This is a genomic window from Spongiactinospora rosea (genome assembly GCF_003315795.1).
GTDB classification, from domain to species: Bacteria; Actinomycetota; Actinomycetes; order Streptosporangiales; family Streptosporangiaceae; genus Spongiactinospora; species Spongiactinospora rosea.
Genome location: NZ_QMEY01000004.1, coordinates 295,128 through 313,271 on the forward strand (window position 1 = coordinate 295,128; position 18,144 = coordinate 313,271).

At 72.3% G+C, this 18,144-nt stretch carries 12 protein-coding genes; 4 read left to right on the forward strand and 8 right to left on the reverse strand.

Features of this window, described 5'->3' with window-relative positions:
* Positions 1–99: 99 nt before the first annotated feature.
* A complete protein-coding gene (locus DP939_RS13260; protein WP_113980959.1) occupies positions 100–906 on the reverse strand; it encodes a tyrosine-protein phosphatase in 807 nt (268 codons plus the stop codon).
* Positions 907–1,032: 126 nt separating this feature from the next.
* Here DP939_RS13260 and DP939_RS13265 point away from each other — a divergent pair, with 126 nt between their 5' ends.
* Positions 1,033–2,022, forward strand: coding sequence for a hypothetical protein (locus DP939_RS13265; RefSeq protein ID WP_113980960.1), 990 nt, complete (start codon positions 1,033–1,035; stop codon positions 2,020–2,022).
* On the opposite strand, the gene DP939_RS13270 is transcribed toward DP939_RS13265, so the two are convergent.
* Together DP939_RS13270 and DP939_RS13275 are read right to left on the reverse strand one after the other, a co-directional pair.
* Positions 1,991–4,576 (reverse strand): ATP-binding protein, encoded by a 2,586-nt coding sequence (locus tag DP939_RS13270; protein WP_147267976.1) that lies wholly within the window; start codon positions 4,574–4,576, stop codon positions 1,991–1,993. The two genes, DP939_RS13265 and DP939_RS13270, sit on opposite strands and share 32 nt — an antisense overlap.
* Positions 4,577–4,670: 94 nt before the next feature.
* Positions 4,671–6,788 carry a M6 family metalloprotease domain-containing protein gene (locus DP939_RS13275; RefSeq protein ID WP_113980962.1) on the reverse strand — a complete coding sequence of 706 codons (2,118 nt, stop codon included), beginning with the start codon at positions 6,786–6,788 and terminating at the stop codon, positions 4,671–4,673.
* Positions 6,789–6,936: 148 nt separating this feature from the next.
* Here DP939_RS13275 and DP939_RS13280 point away from each other — a divergent pair, with 148 nt between their 5' ends.
* Entirely contained in the window at positions 6,937–8,103 is a 1,167-nt protein-coding gene (locus tag DP939_RS13280; protein WP_113980963.1) for a PucR family transcriptional regulator, read from the forward strand.
* Here DP939_RS13280 and DP939_RS13285 read toward each other — a convergent pair whose 3' ends face one another.
* Together DP939_RS13285 and DP939_RS13290 are read right to left on the reverse strand one after the other, a co-directional pair.
* Positions 8,104–9,897, reverse strand: coding sequence for a PP2C family protein-serine/threonine phosphatase (locus DP939_RS13285; RefSeq protein WP_113980964.1), 1,794 nt, complete (start codon positions 9,895–9,897; stop codon positions 8,104–8,106). It lies immediately after the preceding gene.
* A gap of 68 nt (positions 9,898–9,965) precedes the next feature.
* On the reverse strand, positions 9,966–10,652 hold the full coding sequence (locus tag DP939_RS13290; RefSeq protein WP_113980965.1) for a GntR family transcriptional regulator: 687 nt from the start codon (positions 10,650–10,652) through the stop codon (positions 9,966–9,968).
* Positions 10,653–10,745: 93 nt separating this feature from the next.
* On the opposite strand from DP939_RS13290, the gene DP939_RS13295 reads away from it, so the two are divergent.
* Positions 10,746–12,053, forward strand: a complete 1,308-nt coding sequence (locus DP939_RS13295; protein WP_113980966.1) for an MFS transporter — start codon at positions 10,746–10,748, stop codon at positions 12,051–12,053.
* Between the two features lie 177 nt (positions 12,054–12,230).
* Here DP939_RS13295 and DP939_RS13300 read toward each other — a convergent pair whose 3' ends face one another.
* Positions 12,231–12,635, reverse strand: coding sequence for a hypothetical protein (locus DP939_RS13300; RefSeq protein ID WP_113980967.1), 405 nt, complete (start codon positions 12,633–12,635; stop codon positions 12,231–12,233).
* 132 nt (positions 12,636–12,767) lie between these two features.
* Positions 12,768–13,427 (reverse strand): HAD family hydrolase, encoded by a 660-nt coding sequence (locus tag DP939_RS13305; RefSeq protein WP_113980968.1) that lies wholly within the window; start codon positions 13,425–13,427, stop codon positions 12,768–12,770.
* An 80-nt stretch (positions 13,428–13,507) separates the two neighbouring features.
* Here DP939_RS13305 and DP939_RS13310 point away from each other — a divergent pair, with 80 nt between their 5' ends.
* On the forward strand, positions 13,508–14,266 hold the full coding sequence (locus DP939_RS13310) for a Uma2 family endonuclease (RefSeq protein WP_113980969.1): 759 nt from the start codon (positions 13,508–13,510) through the stop codon (positions 14,264–14,266).
* Here DP939_RS13310 and hrpA read toward each other — a convergent pair whose 3' ends face one another.
* Complete coding sequence (gene hrpA, locus DP939_RS13315) at positions 14,267–18,139, reverse strand: ATP-dependent RNA helicase HrpA (protein WP_113980970.1); 3,873 nt, start codon at positions 18,137–18,139, stop codon at positions 14,267–14,269.
* Positions 18,140–18,144: the final 5 nt, after the last annotated feature.

The window sequence follows — 18,144 nt, forward strand, 5'->3', positions numbered from 1 at the left end:
CCCTGCGGGCTCGGGCCGCTGAGGCGGCGGCTTTACCGCGGGTCCCGGCGGCGGGCGTCGAGCCCCCAGGGAACGCCCGCGGTGGCCGGGCCGTGAGGATCACAGAGGGTCGCGGAGGCGGGCGCGCAGGGCGCGGGTGTCCTCGCCGGTCCAGCCGTTGGCCGACAGCCAGCCGAGCGGCCCGCCGAAGCGGGCGTCGAGCCCGGCCAGGAACCGCTCGATGTACGGCGCCCGGGGCAGATGGTGGTCGATCGGGCGCTTGTCCAGATCCGCCCGGTAGGTCTCGCTGGTCCGCAGCCGGGCGATGACCTGGCGGATGCGGTCGCCGGTGGCCACGTAGTCCGCGACGATCGACTCCCGGGTGGCCCCGGCGACGCTGAGGGCCAGCGCGCACACCACCCCGGTGCGGTCCTTCCCGGCCGCGCAGTGCACGATCGCGGCCCCGTCGGCGCGGGCCAGCACGCGCAGCGCGGCGATCACCGAGTCGGGGCGGTCGCGCAGGTAGGCGCCGTAGTAGCCGGAGACGCGCAGGACGGCGGGGTCGGTCTTCACGGGTTCGGCCGGTGAGGGCAGCACCCGGCCGGCGTCCACAGTGTCGGCGGCGACGTCGGTGTGGACGCCGCGCTCGGAGAACAGCGTGTGGTGGTGGATCGTCACCTCGGGCACCTCGGTCAGCGGCCCGGGGCCCTCCAGCGCCACCTCGGCGTGCGAGCGCAGGTCCACGACCTGCCGCAGCTTCAGCTCGCCGACCAGCAACGCGATGTCGCCGGTGGTCAGGCCCTGCAGGTTGTCGGAGCGCAGGACCCTTCCCGCGCGGATGGTCCCGCCGTCGGACGTGGGCAGTCCGCCGAGGTCGCGCACGTTGGCGGCGCCTTCAAGGTCGATCCAGAGCGTCACTGCGTCCATCCCCCCATAGGCTCAGTAGCTATTACTGTCATATATCGCCGCACATGGGTTAGGACAGGAGATGTCGCCCTTCCGCGGCGTACGCCGTGCGAGGGGATCGAGGAGAGCGGCGCGACGGGAGGGCCGGTGGACCCCGAGGCCAGGTACCGGCGAGTACAACAGGCACGTGCGCCACGCGCGGAGTTCGACCCCGCGCTCGACGGGCAGGTGCGGTGGCTGCTGCAGAGCGCCCCGATGGCGTTGCGCGCCGCCAGGGCGCAACGGGCCAGGAACGGCGCCCCGGCCCCGCACCCCGGCGAGGGCCCGAGCGGTTTACGCCGCACCGCCCAGGCGCGCGGCAGGCGCACGGCCGATTCCTTCCCGTTGTTCGCGCTGATCGGTTTCCTCATCCTGGTCGCCGGTCTGACCGACTTCCGCGGCCTGCTGGTCGCGCTCGCCGTCGCCGGGATGGTGGCGGCGGTCCGCTGGGCCGCCGGGGAGTCCGGCGGCAGGAGCGAGCGGCGGCGGGTGGCGCTCGCCATCGAGCACGGCGACCGGTACGTACTCCCGGAAGACCTCGACCGCGACTGCGCCGACCTGCTGCGCCGCGCCCAGGAGGCGGCCGGCTCGGTGCTCGCCTCCGAGATCAACAGGTCGGGCCTGATCGACACCATCGACAACGCCGTGACCCTCCCGGAGGAGACCTGGCAGATCGCCCGCAGGCTGGCCCGGATCTCCGCGGTGGCGGCCGAGCACCGCAGGATCGTGCCCAGGGACCTGCCCTACGAGGTGTCGCAGGCGTTCACGCCGTACGACGACGCGCTCGCGGCGGCGCTGTCCGCGCTGACGGCCCGGGTCCGCGCGCTGGAGGACTACGCGCTCCAGGTCTACCGCGCCGACCAGGTCTACCGGGCCTTCCAGCAACTTGAGGTACTGGCCGAACGCACCCCCGACTACCAGGACCTGCTCGCCGAGACGGTGTCCGCCCCGGAGGCCGCGCCGCGCGTCGAGCGGCTGGCCGACCAGGCCGCGCAGGTGCGCGAGACGTTCCGGCAGAGCGTCGCGGAGGTCAGAAGGGCGGGGGCCGGGCTGATCGGCGGCGGCCTCAGCGAGGATCCCGGGGATCTGCGACGCTGAGGTATTCGCGCACCCGCCGCATCGCCGCCTGGTCGCCGAGCGTGGCGAAGTCGTCGTACGCCTGGCGCAGCGGCGCCTCGGCGTCGCCGGCGCGGCGGGCGTCCAGGCGCACCCGGCCCAGGTAGTACTGCGACTGGGCGGCCCACCAGCGGTCGCCCAGCTCATGGAAGGCGTGCAGGGCCGCGTTCAGGGCGTTCTCGGCATCGGCGTACCTGCCCAGCCGCGCGTGCGCCCGGCCCGCGGAGACCAGGGTGCGCGCCTCGCCCCAGGTGTCGCCGAGCGAGCTGAGGATGTCGGCCGCCTTGCGCACCTGCTCGAGTTCGAGCAGGCCGTGCTCGCGGCCGGGGTTGCCGACCTCGCCCGCCGCGCGCAGGCAGCGGGCCACCTCCCACTGCTCGCCCCTGGCCCGGAACATCTCGGCCGCCCGGTGCAGGGTGAGCCCGGCCCGGATGAACGCGCCCCCGGCTCCCGCCGGGTCGCCGCCGCTACTGCGGCTCCTGGCCTGCGCGGACAGCACCTCGCCGTAGACCCGCAGGGTCTGGGCCTCCGAGTAGCGGTTGCCGTCCTCCTCGAACACGTTGAGCGCCGATTCCAGCAGCACCGCGGCCTCGTCCAGGCGCGACTGGCGCAGCCGCAGCTCGGCCAGGTTGCGCTGGGAGCGGGCCGACCACCAGCGGTCGCCCTCGGCCCGGAACGCGGCGATGGCCTCGACCAGGAACGTCTCGCCGCGGTCCATGTTGCCCTCGCTGGACAGCGTCATCCCGACCGCGCGCATCGCGCGGGCCGCCCACCAGGTGTGGCCGCCCTGGGTGAAGATCTCCAGGGCGCGCTCGGCGTCGGCGAGGGCCTCCCGGCGCAGGCCCAGGCCACCGGTCACGGCCGAGCGTTCCAGCAGCGCGACGCCGAGCGATCTGGGGTCGTCCAGGTGCTCGGCGGCCTCGCACACGATGTCGGCGACCGCCCGCCAGTCGCTCCAGTAGGCGCGCAGCGAGTGGCACAGCGAGCAGAACGCCCGCCCGACGCCGAACGCGGGCTCCCACAGCCCGAGGTTCTTCGCCTGGTGGACCATCGCCACCAGGCTCAGCCGCTCGACGTTGAGCCACTCGGCCGCCTGGACCTGTCCCCCCGCCGCGCCGCCGGGGTGCCTGCCGGCCGGCGACCAGTCCTGCGGCCAGCGGGCCATGGCCGCCCTCTGGGCGTGGTGGCGGTAACCGGCCAGCACCCGCTCGATCGCCGCCCTGCGGCCCTCCTCGGCCTCCTCGGCGACGGCGATGTCATGGGCGAACAGCCGGACCAGCTCGTGCAGCCGGTAGCGCAGCTGCCGGGCGGCGTCCGTGCCGGAGCACTCGGCGAGCTGCGCGTCCATCAGCGCCTCCAGGTGGTCGGCGCCCTGGATCGGCTGGATGGCCAGCAGCTCACCGGCCACCCGGTCCGGTACGTCGGGCGCGGCGACCTGGCTGAGCAGCCGCAGCAGCCGCTTCTGGTCGTCGGTGCAGTCGGCGTAGCTGAGCTGGAGGGAGGCCCGCACGCCCTTGTTGGGGGCGAGTTCGAGCTGGTCGAGGCGGCGGCGTTCGTCGGCGAGGCGTCCGGCCAGCTCGGCGAGGGTCCAGTTCTCTCTGGTGGCGAGGCGTCCGCCGCAGATGCTGATCGCCAGCGGCAGCCGGTCGCACAGGCCGACGATGGCCTGCGCGGAGGCGAGGTCGGCGGCGACCCGCTCGCCGCCCGCCAGGCTGGCCAGCAGTTCCACGCCCATCGCCTCGCTGAACACGTCGAGCCGCTTGTCGTAGGTGTTGAGCAGGTACAGCGGGCGGCGGGAGGTGACGATCACCGCGCAGCCGGGCTCGGCGGGCAGCAGCGGCAGCACCTGGTCGGCGTCGTCGGCGTTGTCCAGGCCGATGAGGATGCGCCGGCCCCTGGTCCAGGTGAGCCAGAGCTGGCGCAGCTCGTCGGTGCCGCCGGGGTCGGTGGCCAGGCGTACGCCGAGGGCGCGCAGGAACCCGGTCAGCACCTCCTTGGGATCGATGGGGGCGTCCACGCCGCGCAGGTCGGCGTACAGGCGGCCGTCGGGGAACCAGTCGCCGATCTCGTTGCCGAACATGGCGGTCAGGGCCGACTTGCCGACGCCCGCCCTGCCGTACACCGAGACGACGAGCGCGGAGGTGGCCTCGGGGCCGGCGGTGTGCCCCCGGCCGTCGAACCGCTCGGCGAACACGCCGCGCAGCTCGGCCAGCGACTCTCCCCTGCCGGTGAAGTGGGCGCTGGGTGGCGGCCACTGGTCGGGGGGCCGCCAGGAGGGGCCGATCTCCGGCTCCCGCGTCTTCTCCACGCCACCGGGAAGCCTGGCGTTGCCCCAGGCCAGCAGGCCGACCAGGAGGCCGGCCACGACCGTGACGGCGACCCTGGCCAGGATCGGTAACTCGAACACGTCGGGCGAGGTGGCCAGGATGCTGGCCCCCGCCGCCGCGACCCCGGCCGCCGCGGGCGCGGCGACCCGCATGCCGCGGTGGGGGCGCGCACGCCCCCGCCTGCCGGTCCACCGTGTCGCCCCGGGCATCGGCCCAACCTCCGAGAGAGATCGGCTCGGTGTTTCGATTCAACCAGATGCCCGGGGGACCGGTGCGTTCGCGCGGCGGGGAGTTCGGCGGGGTTCAGCGGTGGGCGCGGGCGACGCAGGTGGCGGTCGCGGTCCTCGCCGGGTCGCTCTCGGAACGGGCGGTGAGGGTGATCTTGCCGATCCGGTCGCCGCCCGACCGCTTGGCGTGCACCGGTACGAACACCGTCTCGCCGAAGCGGGCCGTGGCCAGCTCGTTGGGCAGCGCCACCGACCAGCCCTTGCCATGCGCCTTGGCCGACAGCCGGTAGACGTCGGAGCGCAGGTAGGAGCCGACGTCCTCGGGGTGCGCGCCGCCCGGCGCACCCGCCCTGCCCGTGTTGCGCAGCGGGAAGGTGCACCTGGCCCAGGAGCCGCCCGCCGGGACCCCGGCGGTGGACGACAGCCGTACGCCGCGCCGCTGCTCGCCCGCGCCGTCCAGGGAGCGGATCGCCACGGTGTAGGAGAGCACGCCGCGCCGGTCGCGGTGCACGTCCAGTACGTAGAAGTGCAGCCGGTTGGCCTCGTCCACGTACTCGAACTCACTGCCCGAGCCGGTCCCGGCGTGGAACAGCGCGTCGGAGAGCTGGCGGTAGTCGCCCACGGTGATCGGCACGGCGGTGCCGTCCGGCAGCACGTAGTCGGTCATCCCGATGTCCTGCGGATTGGCGTCGATCACCCACTCGAACGGCTTGAACGGCCGGACCTCCTCGTTCCTGGTCTTGGCGAGCAGCACGCCTGCGTCAGGGGTGAAGGAGTCGGCGCCCATCCGGTCCACGACCTCGATGGTGTAGTTGTCATAGCCGCCGCCGTCGCAGAACGGGTCCTTGGCGGGGTCGCAGGCCGGGCTCTTGTCGCCGGTGCCGAAGGCGACGTTTACCCCGGAGAGGCCCTTGCTCCCCGGCTGGACGACGCGGGCGGTGACCTTGGCCACCACGAGCCCGGACTCGTCCAGCGCCTCACGCGACAGGCGCAGCACGTTGGCCTCGTCCACCAGGCCCAGCTTGATCTTGTTGCGCAGCATGTGCTGGGCGCCCATCGAGCCGCCGCCGGTGGGCGGGATGCTCCACCGGCTGTGCGGGCCGCCGGGGCCGTTGAAGGAGCCGCGGCTGAGCATCTCCCAGATGCCGGTGTAGGCGCGGCGCGGGGGCACGCCGTAGGGGTTGTTGTAGTTGTCGCCGATGCCCAGGATGTGGCTCAGCTCGTGGGCGAAGACGCCCTGCCCGGAACTCTCCGCCTGGGTGGAGGAACCGGCCTCGGCGTTCGGCCACATCGACGACGCCGACGCCCAGGAGGTCCAGTCGACGTAGCGGGTGTTCGCCCAGTTGGGCAGGGCCGGGTCGGGGGGCCCGAAGTCGTCGGTGACCTGCTCCTTGACCGGGAACTTCATCATCCCGAACTCCTGCCAGGTGGCCGACTCGTCCTGCCCGGCGCTGAGGAAGAAGACGAAGTCGAACCCGGCGGGCACCTGCTGCCCGACGTCGGCGATCCATGCGGCGCGGCCGTCGGTGCGCAGGTTGCGGTCGCACCTGTCACCGGCGGGGCAGGCGGTGTTCCCCTGGAACTCCATCCCGTACTCGTGGTCCTTGCCCGGCATCTGGTACGGGCCGAAGGAGGTGAGGTCCACGCCGTAGCGCCCGCCGGAGTCCTCCATCCAGTACTCGTGGATGGTGTGCCCGCGGTTGGTCTGGTTCGGGGTGTTGAGGAAGTCCTGGTAGAAGCGGGCGACCCGGTCGCGCGGGATGTCGTGGGCCTCGGCGCTCGGGTTCTTGAAGACCGTGGAGCCCTGCGGCTGGGTGACCACGAACGGCTGGTTGGGATAGTCCAGCAGGACGAGCGCGCCCTTGAAGGTGCGGACCGAGCCCTTGACCGAGGGGTCGGCCCAGTTGGTGCCCGGGGGCTTTCGGTAGTCGGCCCACGTCATGTTGTCGGGGTTCTTCCAGTTCTGTGGGTCGATCGGGTCCGGGGCCCCGGCCGCGACGCGTACCCGCGCGCCCGGCCCGTCGCTCTGCCACGGCTGGGCCTGCGGCCAGTGGTCGTACCGCCAGGGGTGCTCGGGCTGCGGGGGCGGCTCGGCGACGGCGGGCACCACGCTGGACACGGTCGTGCCCGTCACCGCGAGCGGGACGAGCAAGGCCGCCGCGATCAACGACCTGACGAACCTCCGGCTGCTCACAGCATCACCCCTCCGCGCTACGGCCTGCGCCACGACACACTCAGCGAAGGACGCTACATACGCTCTTGACGTAGATCACCGAACAGTTGTAGGGAAGGTGCGCGGTCATTTTTCCGACAGTTGACAAAAATGGCTGATCGGAGGTGTCATGGCCGGCGATCTCCAGGGCCTTGTGGACGATCTCGCGTCCCGGCTGCGCCGGCCGCTGCTCCTTGAGGACCGCCTGCAACGGGTGGTCGCCTACAGCGAGCAGAACGGGCCGATCGACGACATCAGGCGCGACTCCATCCTGCGCAGGCACACCGCGACGGAGGTCCGCGAGTGGCTGCGCCAGGCGGGCATCCACGAGTCGGCCGGGCCGTTGCGCACCCCGGCCGCCCCCGGGCTCGGCCTGTTACCCCGGGTGTGCCTGCCGGCCAGGCACGGCGGGCGGCTGCTCGGGTTCCTGTGGTTCATCGACGCCGGGCCGCGCATGACCGACGCGGAGGTGGAGGTCGCCGCGCGGGCCACGCCCGCGGTCGCGCTGGCGCTGTTCCGGGAGAGCATGGCCAGCGGGCTGGCCTCGCGCCGGGAACTGGAGGCGGTCACCGAACTCCTGGCGGGCGCGGCGGGGGCGGCGGCCAGGACGCTGATCGAGGCGGGGGCCTTCCCACAGCGGGGGCCGGTCACCGCGCTGGTGGTCCGGCCCGTGTCCGTGCGGGAGGCCGACGACGCCTCCCGGCTGGCGCTGGAGCAGGGGCTGCTGGCGGTGCGCAGGAGGGCGGGGGCGCGCAAGCTGCTGCACCTGGTCCGCTTCGACCACGGGGTGCTGCTGGCCGAAGGATGCGCGGTACGGCCGGACGACGTGCACGAGGCGACGGCCGGGGCGGTCGTCGTCGGGGTGGGCAGGCCGCGGCCCGCGCTGCACCTGGCGGCGGGCTCCTACCTGGAGGCGGCCCAGGCCGCCGAGATCGCGCTGCGGATCAGCGGGCTGGGCCGGACGGTGGAGTGGGCCGGGCTCGGCGTCTACCGGCTGCTGACGCAGTTCCCGCCGGGGACGTTCGGGCTGCACCCGGGGCTGGAGCCGCTGTTCGCCGACGACGCCCACCTCCCGCTGCTGGAGACGCTGGAGACCTACCTGGACCTCGCGGGCAGTGCGGTCGCCACCTCACGGACGCTGCGGCTGCACCGCACCTCGCTGTACTACCGGCTGCAACGCGTCTCCGAGCTGACCGGCGCGGACCTCAAGGACGGCGGCGAGCGGCTGACCCTGCACCTCAGCCTGAAGCTCGCCCGGCTGGCCGGGCGCTACCGCCCGCGCGGCGAGGCACCCTGATCACAGCACGCGCACGGCCAGGATGCAGATGTCGTCCTCGCCGCGTTCGTCGCGCAGCTCGCCGAGGACGCGGTCCAGCACCCGCTCCGGGTCCTCCTCGGCCGCGGCGCCGTGGGCCGCCGCCAGCAGGGCCTCGAACCCCTCCTCGATGTCGCGCCCGCGCCGCTCGACGACCCCGTCGGTGTAGAGGAGCACCAAATCACCGCGGCGCAGCGGCGTCGTCTCCAGCGTGTAGGAGGGCGACTCCATCGCGCCCATGATCGGGCCGGGCCGCACCTGGAGCAGGGTGGCCGTGCCGTCCCGCAGCAGCACCGGCGCGGGGTGGCCCGCGCAGATCCAGGCCAGCTCGCCCGTCTCAGGGTCGAAGTGCCCGATGATCGCGGTACCGGTGACCGTGATGGCGCCCGCGCCGTGGTAGATCAGCTCGTTCAGCCAGGTGCCGAGCCGGTCGGCGGGCGCGCCCGTGTACGCCAGCCCGGCCAGGCCGCTGCGCATCTGCGCCATCAGGCTGGCCGCGGTCAGGCCGTGGCCCATCGCGTCGCCGACGGCGAGCAGCACCCGGCCGTCGGGCAGCGTCCGGGCCTTGTACCAGTCGCCGCCCAGCCGATCGACCTCCTCGCCGGGATAGTAGCGCAGGCCGACGCGCAGCCCGGGAAGGTCCAGCGCGCCGCGGCGCAGCGGCAGCAGGGTGTCCTGGAGCCGGGCGGCCACCCGCTGCTCCTCCGCGGCCTGCCTGCGCGCCTGCACGGCCCGGCTGTGCGCGGCGGCCAGCGCGCGCTCGCGGCGGCGGCTCGCGGTGATGTCGATGGCCAGCACCCGGATCGCGATCAGCACGCCCGCGCTGTCCAGGACCGGCTCGCTCACCATCCGGATGTGCCTGACGCCGTGCCGGTGCATGGCCCGGAACTCGGTCTCGGCGGCCTCGCGGTACTCCAGCAGCGTGCGCACCCCCTCATCGACCACTGCCTGGTCCTCGGGCACGATCTTGCCGGGGAAGACGTCGATGGGCATCGGGCCCTCGCCGTCCTCCCTGCCGAAGATCTCGTACATCTGGCGGGTCCAGCGGACCTTGCCGGTGGCCAGGTTCCACTCGCCCCAGCCGAGTTCGGCGATGCGCTGCGCCCGCTCCCAGCCGGCCACCAGCCGCTCCTCGTCGTCGTGGGCGCGCCAGGAGGTGAGCAGGCCGTCGGCCGCGCGTACCGCCCTGGCGGTGATCGAGGCGGGCCACAGCCGGTCCCCCAGCACCTCGACGTACTCGAAGGGCCCGCGGTGCATGGACTCCCCCGTCTCCATCACGCGCACGTACTCGTCGTACAGCGAGGAGCGCACCACCCCGGGGTTGCGCACGATCAGCCGGTGGCCGGTGAGCCGGTCGGCGGACCGCCCGGTCACGTCCGTCGCGCCCGGGCTCATCGCGGCGTAGTAGAAGTCGATCACGCGGCCCGCCCGGTCGTTGATCGGCACGAGGTAGCAGGCCGAGACGTGCGGGACCTGGAGCGCGACGTTGATCCACTCCGGGACGCGGGTCCTGGCCTCCTCGGGGATCGAGGGCGGCTCGCCGCCGCGCATCGACAGGGCGACCTCCAGCACGTCCACGCCGCTCTCCCGGGACAGCCCTGCGAGGTATTCCGAGGCGTCCACCGGGCGTATCCCCATCCTGGCCGCCAGCTCGCAGACGGTCGCGCTGATCACGGCGTCGCGGCGCATGTCCCCGCGCAGCCGGTCGAGCTGCCGCCTGATCAGCTCCTGCGCCGGGCGGCTCGCGGTCAGCCCGTCGGGCGGCACTGCGCTCATCTTCGTGCTGTTCCCCGGGTCCGGTATGCGCCCGTCCGTTTCCGGGGAAATTCGTGGCCGTGAACGGCTCAGGCCGCGCCGGGCCCGGCGCGGCGGAAGGCCTCGATCAGCATCGCCTCGGCGTCGTCGAGGTAGATCTCCAGCTCGCGCTCGGCGCGGTCGTGGTCGCCCGCCTCCAGCAGCGCTACCAGATCCTTGTTCCGGGGGACGAACGGACCGTGGAACAGCCGCGGGTCGATCATCACGTGGAAGACCAGGCGCAGCTCGGCCAGCAACTGGCGCATCAGGTCATCCAGCCGCTCGCTGCCGTTCATCTTGGCCAGGGCCTGGTGGAAGCGGAGGTTGGCGGTGCCGACGTCGCGCCAGCGGCCCTCCTGGACCGCCCGGTCGCCCTCCGCGAGCGCTTCGCGCAGCGCGGCCAGGCCCTCGGGGGTGGCCCGCCGTACGGCGGCGCCCTCGATCACCCGCCGCACCCGGTAGAGGTCGGACACGTCTTCGGCGGAGAGGACCTTGACGAACACCCCCCGGTTGAGCCGGTGGGTGAGCAGCCCCTCATGGGAGAGCAGCCGGAACGCCTCCCGCAGCGTGTTGCGGGAGACGCCGAGCGCCTTGCCGATCTCCATCTCCGACAATCGCTCCCCGGGGGTGAAGAACCCCTCGGCGATCCGCTCCCGCAGGATGTCGGCGACCTTCTCGGCCGTGCTGCTGCGGCCCAGGCGCTCGCGGTCGTGCTCCAGCGCCGTGAGTTGCTCCATCCAGCCAAGAAATCATTCCACAAACCTCTTGTCGAATTGTTGAACAATCCTTATGTTGAAGGAAATCTCCCGCGCACAGAAGCGGAGCACACGATGACCGGCCCACAGTCCCAGGCGCGGCGTGTGATCGTCGCCGGCCTCATCGGCACCTCACTGGAGTGGTACGACTTCTTCCTGTACGGTACGGCGGCCACGCTCGTCTTCAACAAGCTGTTCTTCCCCACTTTCGACCCGCTCGCGGGCACGTTCCTGGCGTTCGCCACCTTCGCGGTGGGCTTCGTCGCCCGCCCGGTCGGCGGCATCGTGTTCGGCCACTTCGGCGACCGGGTGGGGCGCAAGAACATCCTCGTCGTGACGCTGCTCCTGATGGGGATCGCCACGGTGCTCATCGGCGCGCTGCCCGGCTACGCCTCGATCGGCGTGGCGGCCCCGCTGCTGCTGGTCATCCTGCGCTTCCTGCAGGGGCTCGGCCTCGGCGGGGAGTGGGGCGGGGCGGTGCTGATGTCCATCGAGCACGGCGACGCGCGCAGGCGCGGGTTCAACGCGAGCTGGCCCCAGGTGGGCGTCCCGGCCGGAAACCTGCTGGCCGCCGCGATGCTGGGGCTGATGTCGGTGACCCTCCCGGAGGAGGCGTTCCTGAGCTGGGGCTGGCGCGTCCCGTTCCTGCTCTCCGGCGCGCTGGTCATCGTGGGGCTGTGGATCCGGCTGCGGATCGCCGAGTCGCCGCTGTTCTCGGCCGTCGAGCAGGCCGGCGCGAAGGCCAGGATGCCGGTGCTGGACGTGCTGCGCGCCCACCCGAGAGCCCTGCTGTCGGCGATCGGGGCGCGGATCGGGGTGGACGTCGCCTTCTACACCTTCGCCCTGTTCATCGTCCAGTACGTGGCCAACGTGCACGGCCTGCCGCGCTCGGTCGGGCTCAACGCGGTGCTCATCGGCTCGGCGGTGCAGCTCGTGCTGATCCCGCTGTTCGGCGCGCTGTCCGACCGGTACGGCAGGCGCCCGGTCTACCTGGCGGGCACGGTGGCCGCCGGAGTGTGGATCTTCGCCTTCTTCCCGCTGCTGGACACCCGGTCACCGCTGCTGATCACGGTCGCGGCCATCGTGGGCCTGATCACCCACGCCGCGATGTACGGCCCGCAGGCCGCGTTCATCGCCGAGCTGTTCAGCACCCGGCTGCGCTACAGCGGGGCCTCGATGGGCTACCAGATCGCGGGCGTGCTCGGCGGGGCGCTCGCGCCGAGCATCGCCCTGGCCCTGCTGGAGGCGACCGGCGGCACCGTGGCCATCTCGCTGTACGTCCTGGCGGCGCTGGTGCTCACCGTCGCGGGCCTGGCCATCGCCCCGGAGACCCGTGACGTGGACCTCGCCGCGGGCGCGGCGCCGTCCGCGGCCAAGGGCTGACCACCGCTTCACCGGGAGGGCACGGAGCCCGCGCGGCCACGCGGGACTCCACCCGCACGCGGCACGGCCGTGGGGGGCGCGCCGCGTGCGGGGCCCGGCACCTTGCCCGGCATCTCGTCCGGTCTCTTGTCCGGTACGGCGTGCGGCACCGCGGGGGCTCGCACGCCGTACCGCCGTTCAGTCCGTCCGGGCGGGCCGGAACACCACGACCAGGATGGCCACCGCGACCCCGAAGGTGAGCAGGCCGAGCGGCACGTGCGTCGAAGCCGCGCCCATCCCCCCGGTCATCGACTGGCCGAACCCCAGCAGGAGCAGCACCAGGCTGGCCGCCGCCGGCCACCCCGGCCCGCGACCCGCACGCCAGTACACGACCGCCAGCACGAGTTGGACGAGGCCCAGCACATGGACCGCCGCGGACCCCGCGCCGTGCAGGCCGCGCATGTCCGCCCCGCCGATCATCTGCCCCGCGGTCACCGCCTGCACCAGGATGGAGGCCACGTGCAGCGCCACGGCGACCCGCAGGGAGGTCACCACCGCCCCCGCCCGCCCTGCCGTACGCGTGGACCCGGCCGCTGCCGTCATCGGACGCCCCTTCTTCGGAAGATCTCCCGGCACCGCGCTCCCGCGACGTTCGCGGCCAGGCACCGGCTTGCACGCCTGTCAGCATCGCGGTGGACCACCGGGCGGGGCATCAGCCCACGGTGGGCGGCCGGGCTACACCCTGGGGTGTAGGAGGGCGGTCAGCTCGGTCAGCCCGCCGATCACGACGTCGGCCTGCGCCGCCTCCGGCCGCGCCGCGTGCAGGAAGCCCCACGGCCCGCGGCGCAGCAGCGCGGTGCGCATCCCGGCGGCGCGGGCGGGCAGCACGTCGTTGTCCAGCCGGTCGCCGACGTAGAGGATCTCGGCGGGCTCGCGGCCCACCACCGACGCCACCTTGGCGAAGAACGCGGGCTCGGGCTTTTCCACGCCCCACTCGGCCGAGGTGTGGATGGCGTCCACCGGGAGGTCCATCGCGGCCAGCGCCCCGGCGGCCTGCGGCGGCTGGTTGCCCGCCAGCACCACCTGGTAGCCGGCGTCGCGCAGCGCGCCGAGCGCCTGCCGCACGTCGGGGTAGAGGTCGTCGGCGTCGAAGTTCTCCCGCAGGCCGGTGGGGTCTTCGCGGCGCCACGCGGCGGACTCGGCGGTCAGGTCGAAGTCGGGCCGGACCAGCCGCAGCGCGTCCGTCTGCGACCGCCCGAGCGCCGCCATCCCGCCGATCAGCCCCATCAGCGTCAGCCGCGGCACGCCGAGCCGATCGGCCCACCGCGCCCAGATCCGCGTCTCATCGATCAGCGTCTCGCCCACGTCGAACACCAGCGCCCGTATCTCCCGCATTCGAACACCCTAACGGCCAGCACGCCCGGCACCGGCATGCGATACTCAACGTGTCCGTTCGACCACGAAGGGATAGAGCCATGGTCATAACGAAAGTTCGTCGTGCCGCGAAGGTCGTAGCTGAAGATTCGGCGGAAGAGGAGGCGGTAGAAGCAGCGGAAGAGGCAGGAGACGAGGCGGAAGAGGCCCAGGAGACCCAGTACGACGACCCCTGGGAGCCCCTGGTGGAGCCGCAGCCCCCGGCCCCCCCGCCCCTGCCGCACGCCGAACTCGTCCCCGGCGACGACCGGCGGCTTCCCGCCACGCCGAGAGAACTCCTCGGCGCCCTCCCCCCGCTTCCCCGGCTTCGGGCCGAGATCATTGAAGGAAAGCTCATCGTGAGTCCCGCCGGCACCACCAAGCACGGTCGGCGCATCGCCGCCCTGTTCCGGGTCATGGACCCGATCGCCGCCGAGAAAGACTGGGAGGCGTTCCCCGGCCACTGCGGCGTCTGTATCGAAGGTCCCCGCGATTCCGTGGAACCCGACTTCGTGATAGCCCCGGTCGACTGTCCCCAGTGGGGCGACAGCGAGCTGGTCTCATCGTGGTTGATCATGGTCGCCGAGGTGGTCTCCCCCGGCAGCATCAGGGTGGATCGCGAGCAGAAGCTGCGATTGTTCGCCCTCGGCAGGGTCCCGATGTACCTGTTGATCGACCCCGAGGACACGCAGCCTTCGGTCACCGTCTTCAGCGGCCTCAAGGACGACGCCTACAGCGTCATCTCCAAGGTCCCCTTCGGCACGCCGATCCGGCTGCCCGAGCCGATCGGCATCGAGCTCGACACGTCGATCTTCAAGTGATCAGCCGGTGATCTTGTCCATGGCCTTGCGGATGCGCTTTTCCGACACCGGGTAGGGGGTGCCGAGGGTCTGGGCGAAGAAGCTGACCCGTAGTTCCTCGATCATCCAGCGGATCTCGGTCACGTCGTCGTCGCCGCGCCGGTCGGGGGTGAGCGAGTCGAGCAGGTCGTGGTAGTCGTCCTCGACGCGGTGGACGGTGAGCATCCACTCCTCGTCCCGGAAGGGGTCGTCGGGGAGTTTGGCCAGGCGACGCTGGGCGGCGCGCAGGTAGCGATTGAGATCGGGCAGGCGGCGCAGGCCGGTGGCGGTGACGAAGCCCGGGAAGACGAGCCTGCCGATCTGGTCCCTGACGTCCTCCACGGCGGGCCCCGAACGCATCGACGCGAGCGTCATCGTCACGTCGTGCCAGATCCCGAGGATGCCCTCGACCTTGGTCACCACGTCGAGCGTCACGTCGAACAACTCAGCCCGCACATGGTCGCGTACCCGGGCGAAGGCCGCCTCGTCCCAGGCCGGGCCGCCGGCGTCGGCGATGAGCCGGTCGGCGGCACAGTCCACGCAGTCGTCGAACAACGCCGCCGCCCCGGCGTGCGGGCTGCGGCTGAGCATCAGTTTCTGCTGGTTGCCGAGCTGCCCGAGCACCCACTTGGCCGGTGACGGGCTGCCCAGCAGCACCAGGCGGCGGGTGCCGGTCCACATCGCGCGGCGCTGCTCGGCCTCGGTCTCGAACAGCCGCACCGCGACGCTGCCGCCCTCGTCGGCGAGCGCCGGGTAGGCCCGCATCCGGCGCTGCTCGAAGGTCTTGGGCAGGGTGCCGAGGTCGGTCCAGTCGCGCAGCCCGGTGCGCTCCAGGCCGCCGCCCGCCCGCGACAGGGTGGCCCGCAGCCGGGGGGCCAGGCGGCGCTTGAGTTCGGCAAGGTCCTTGTCCTCGGCGAGGGTGCGCTTGCCCTCCACCACCCGGAAGGTGATCTTCAGGTGGTCCGGCACCTGGGCGAGCTGCCAGTCGCCGGGGGCCAGGACGACCCCCGTCATCTGCGCAAGCTCCCGGGACAGCACGGTGAGCAGCGGCTCCTCGCGGGGCCTGGCGCGTTCGAGCACCCGCCGGGCGAACTCGGGCGCGGGCACGAAGTTGCGCCGCAGCACCTTGGGCAGCGCCCGGATCAGCGCGGTGACCAGCTCGGCGCGCAGGCCGGGGATCTGCCAGTCGAAGCCGTCCGGGGAGACCTGGTTGAGCAGCGAGAGCGGGATGTGCGCGGTCACGCCGTCGGCGTCGGCCCCGGGCTCGAACTGGTAGGTCAGCGGGAACCGCAGGGCGCCCTGCCGCCAGATGTCGGGGTAGTCCTGTTCGCTGACCTCGCCCGCCCGCTCGCTGATCAGCATCGATTTCTCGAAGTTGAGCAGGTCGGGGTCGTCCTGCCTGGCCTGCTTCCACCAGGCGTCGAAGTGGCGGGCGGAGACGACGTCGGCGCCGACCCGCTGGTCGTAGAAGTCGAACAGGGTCTCGTCGTCGACCAGGATGTCGCGCCGCCTGGCCCGCTCCTCCAGCTCCTCGACCTCGGCGAGCAGCTTGCGGTTGTCCCGGAAGAAGGCGTGGTGGGTCTCCCAGTCGCCCTCCACCAGGGCGTGCCGGATGAACAACTCGCGGCACAGCTCGGGATCGACCCGGCCGTAGTTGATCTTGCGTTGCGCGACGATCGGCACGCCGTACAGGGTGACCTTCTCGAAGGCCATCACCGCGCCCTGGGACTTCTCCCAGTGCGGCTCGGAGTAGGTGCGCTTGATCAGGTGCTGGGCCAGCGGCTCGACCCACTCCGGCTCGATCTTGGCGTTGACCCTGGCCCAGAGCCGGGAGGTCTCCACCAGCTCGGCGGACATCACCCACTGCGGCTGCTTCTTGGCCAGCGCCGAGCCGGGGAAGATGGCGAACCGGGCGTTGCGCGCCCCGATGTACTCGGTGATCGGGCGGCGCTGGCCCTCCTGGGGCTGGCGCTTGTCGAGGTCCTTGACGCCGAGGTGGGAGAGCAGACCGGCGAGCAGCGAGATGTGGATCTTCTGTTCGTCGCCGGGGGTGCTGTTCAGGGTGATGCCCAGCGACTTGGACATCTGCCGCAACTGGCCATAGACGTCCTGCCACTCGCGGACCCGCAGGTAGTTGAGGAAGTCGGCCTTGCAGATGCGGCGGAACTGGCTGGAGGACAGCTCCTTCTGCTGCTCCTGGAGGTGCCGCCAGAGGTTGAGGTAGGTGAGGAAGTCGGATTCCTTGTCGGCGAACCGGCGGTGCTTCTCGTCGGCGGCCTGTTGTTTGTCCGAGGGGCGTTCGCGCGGGTCCTGGATGGACAGCGCGGCGGCGACCACCATGACCTCGCGGACGCAGCCGTTGCGGTCGGCCTCGATCACCATGCGGGCCAGCCGCGGGTCCACCGGCAGCGCGGCCAGCCTGCGGCCGAGCGGGGTGATCCGCCTGGTCTCGTCGAACGCGCCCAGCTCGCGCAGCAGGTTGACGCCGTCCTTGACCTGACGCTGGTCCGGCGGATCGACGAACGGGAAGGCCGCGATGTCGCCGAGCCCGATGGAGGTCATCTGCAGGATGACCGACGCCAGGTTGGTGCGCAGGATCTCCGGGTCGGTGAACTCCGGGCGGGTCAGGAAGTCGTCTTCGGCGTACAGGCGGATGCAGATGCCGTCGGAGACCCGGCCGCAGCGGCCCTTGCGCTGGTTGGCCGACGCCTGGGAGATCGCCTCGATGGGCAGCCGCTGCACCTTGGTCCGGTGGCTGTAGCGGGAGATCCGGGCGAAGCCGGGATCGACGACGTACTTGATGCCGGGGACGGTGAGCGAGGTCTCGGCCACGTTGGTGGACAGCACGACCCGCCGCCCCGAGTGGCGCTGGAACACCCGGTGCTGCTCGGCGGCCGACAGCCGGGCGTACAGCGGCAGGATCTCGGTGTTCTTGAGGTTCTGTTTGGCCAGGGCGTCGGCGGTGTCGCGGATCTCGCGCTCGCCGCTGAGGAAGACCAGGATGTCGCCGGGGCCTTCGGCGCACAGCTCGTCGATCGCCGCGGAGATGGCGGAGATCTGGTCGTCCTGGTCGTCGTCGAGCGGCCGGTAGCGCACCTCGACCGGGTAGGTGCGGCCGGAGACCTCGACGATCGGCGCGTCGCCGAAGTGGCGGGAGAAGCGCTCGGGGTCGATCGTGGCGGAGGTGATGATCACCTTCAGGTCGGGGCGCCTGGGCAGCAGCTGTTTGAGGTAGCCGAGGATGAAGTCGACGTTGAGGCTGCGCTCGTGCGCCTCGTCGATGATCAGCGTGTCGTACTGGTCGAGCATCCGGTCGCCCTGCAGCTCGGCCAGCAGGATGCCGTCGGTCATCACCTTGACCAGCGTCTGTTCGGCCACATGGTCGGTGAAGCGCACCTTGTAGCCGACCGCGTGGCCGACCTCGCCGCCCAGCTCCTCGGCGATCCGCTCGGCCACTGTGCGGGCGGCGATCCTGCGCGGCTGGGTGTGCCCGATCAGGCCGTTGACCCCGCGGCCCAGCTCCAGGCACATCTTGGGAAGCTGGGTGGTCTTGCCCGAGCCGGTCTCCCCCGCGACGATCACGACCTGGTGGTCGCGGATCGCCGCGAGGATGTCGTCGCGGCGGGCGCTGACCGGCAGGGCCTCGGGATAGGTGATCTCGGGCACGGCCGAACGGCGTGCCGCGACGCGCGACTCGGCCGCCGTCATCTCGGCCGCGATCTCCGCCGCGATCTTCTGCTGGGCGGCGCGGTTGCGCACCTTGCGCGCGCCCTCCAGCCTGCGGCGCAGCCGCCGCTGGTCGCGCAGGGTCAGCTCAGGCAGGCGAGCGCGCAGCTCATCGAGCGGAGATGTCACGAAGA

Coding starts and splice junctions, on each gene's coding strand:
- DP939_RS13260 (WP_113980959.1), bottom strand. CDS start 906: ATGGACGCAGTGACGCTCTGGATCGACCTTGAAGGCGCCGCCAACGTG.
- DP939_RS13270 (WP_147267976.1), bottom strand. CDS start 4,576: ATGCCCGGGGCGACACGGTGGACCGGCAGGCGGGGGCGTGCGCGCCCC.
- DP939_RS13280 (WP_113980963.1), top strand. CDS start 6,937: ATGGCCGGCGATCTCCAGGGCCTTGTGGACGATCTCGCGTCCCGGCTG.
- DP939_RS13285 (WP_113980964.1), bottom strand. CDS start 9,897: ATGAGCGCAGTGCCGCCCGACGGGCTGACCGCGAGCCGCCCGGCGCAG.
- DP939_RS13290 (WP_113980965.1), bottom strand. CDS start 10,652: ATGGAGCAACTCACGGCGCTGGAGCACGACCGCGAGCGCCTGGGCCGC.
- DP939_RS13295 (WP_113980966.1), top strand. CDS start 10,746: ATGACCGGCCCACAGTCCCAGGCGCGGCGTGTGATCGTCGCCGGCCTC.
- DP939_RS13300 (WP_113980967.1), bottom strand. CDS start 12,635: ATGACGGCAGCGGCCGGGTCCACGCGTACGGCAGGGCGGGCGGGGGCG.
- DP939_RS13305 (WP_113980968.1), bottom strand. CDS start 13,427: ATGCGGGAGATACGGGCGCTGGTGTTCGACGTGGGCGAGACGCTGATC.
- DP939_RS13310 (WP_113980969.1), top strand. CDS start 13,508: ATGGTCATAACGAAAGTTCGTCGTGCCGCGAAGGTCGTAGCTGAAGAT.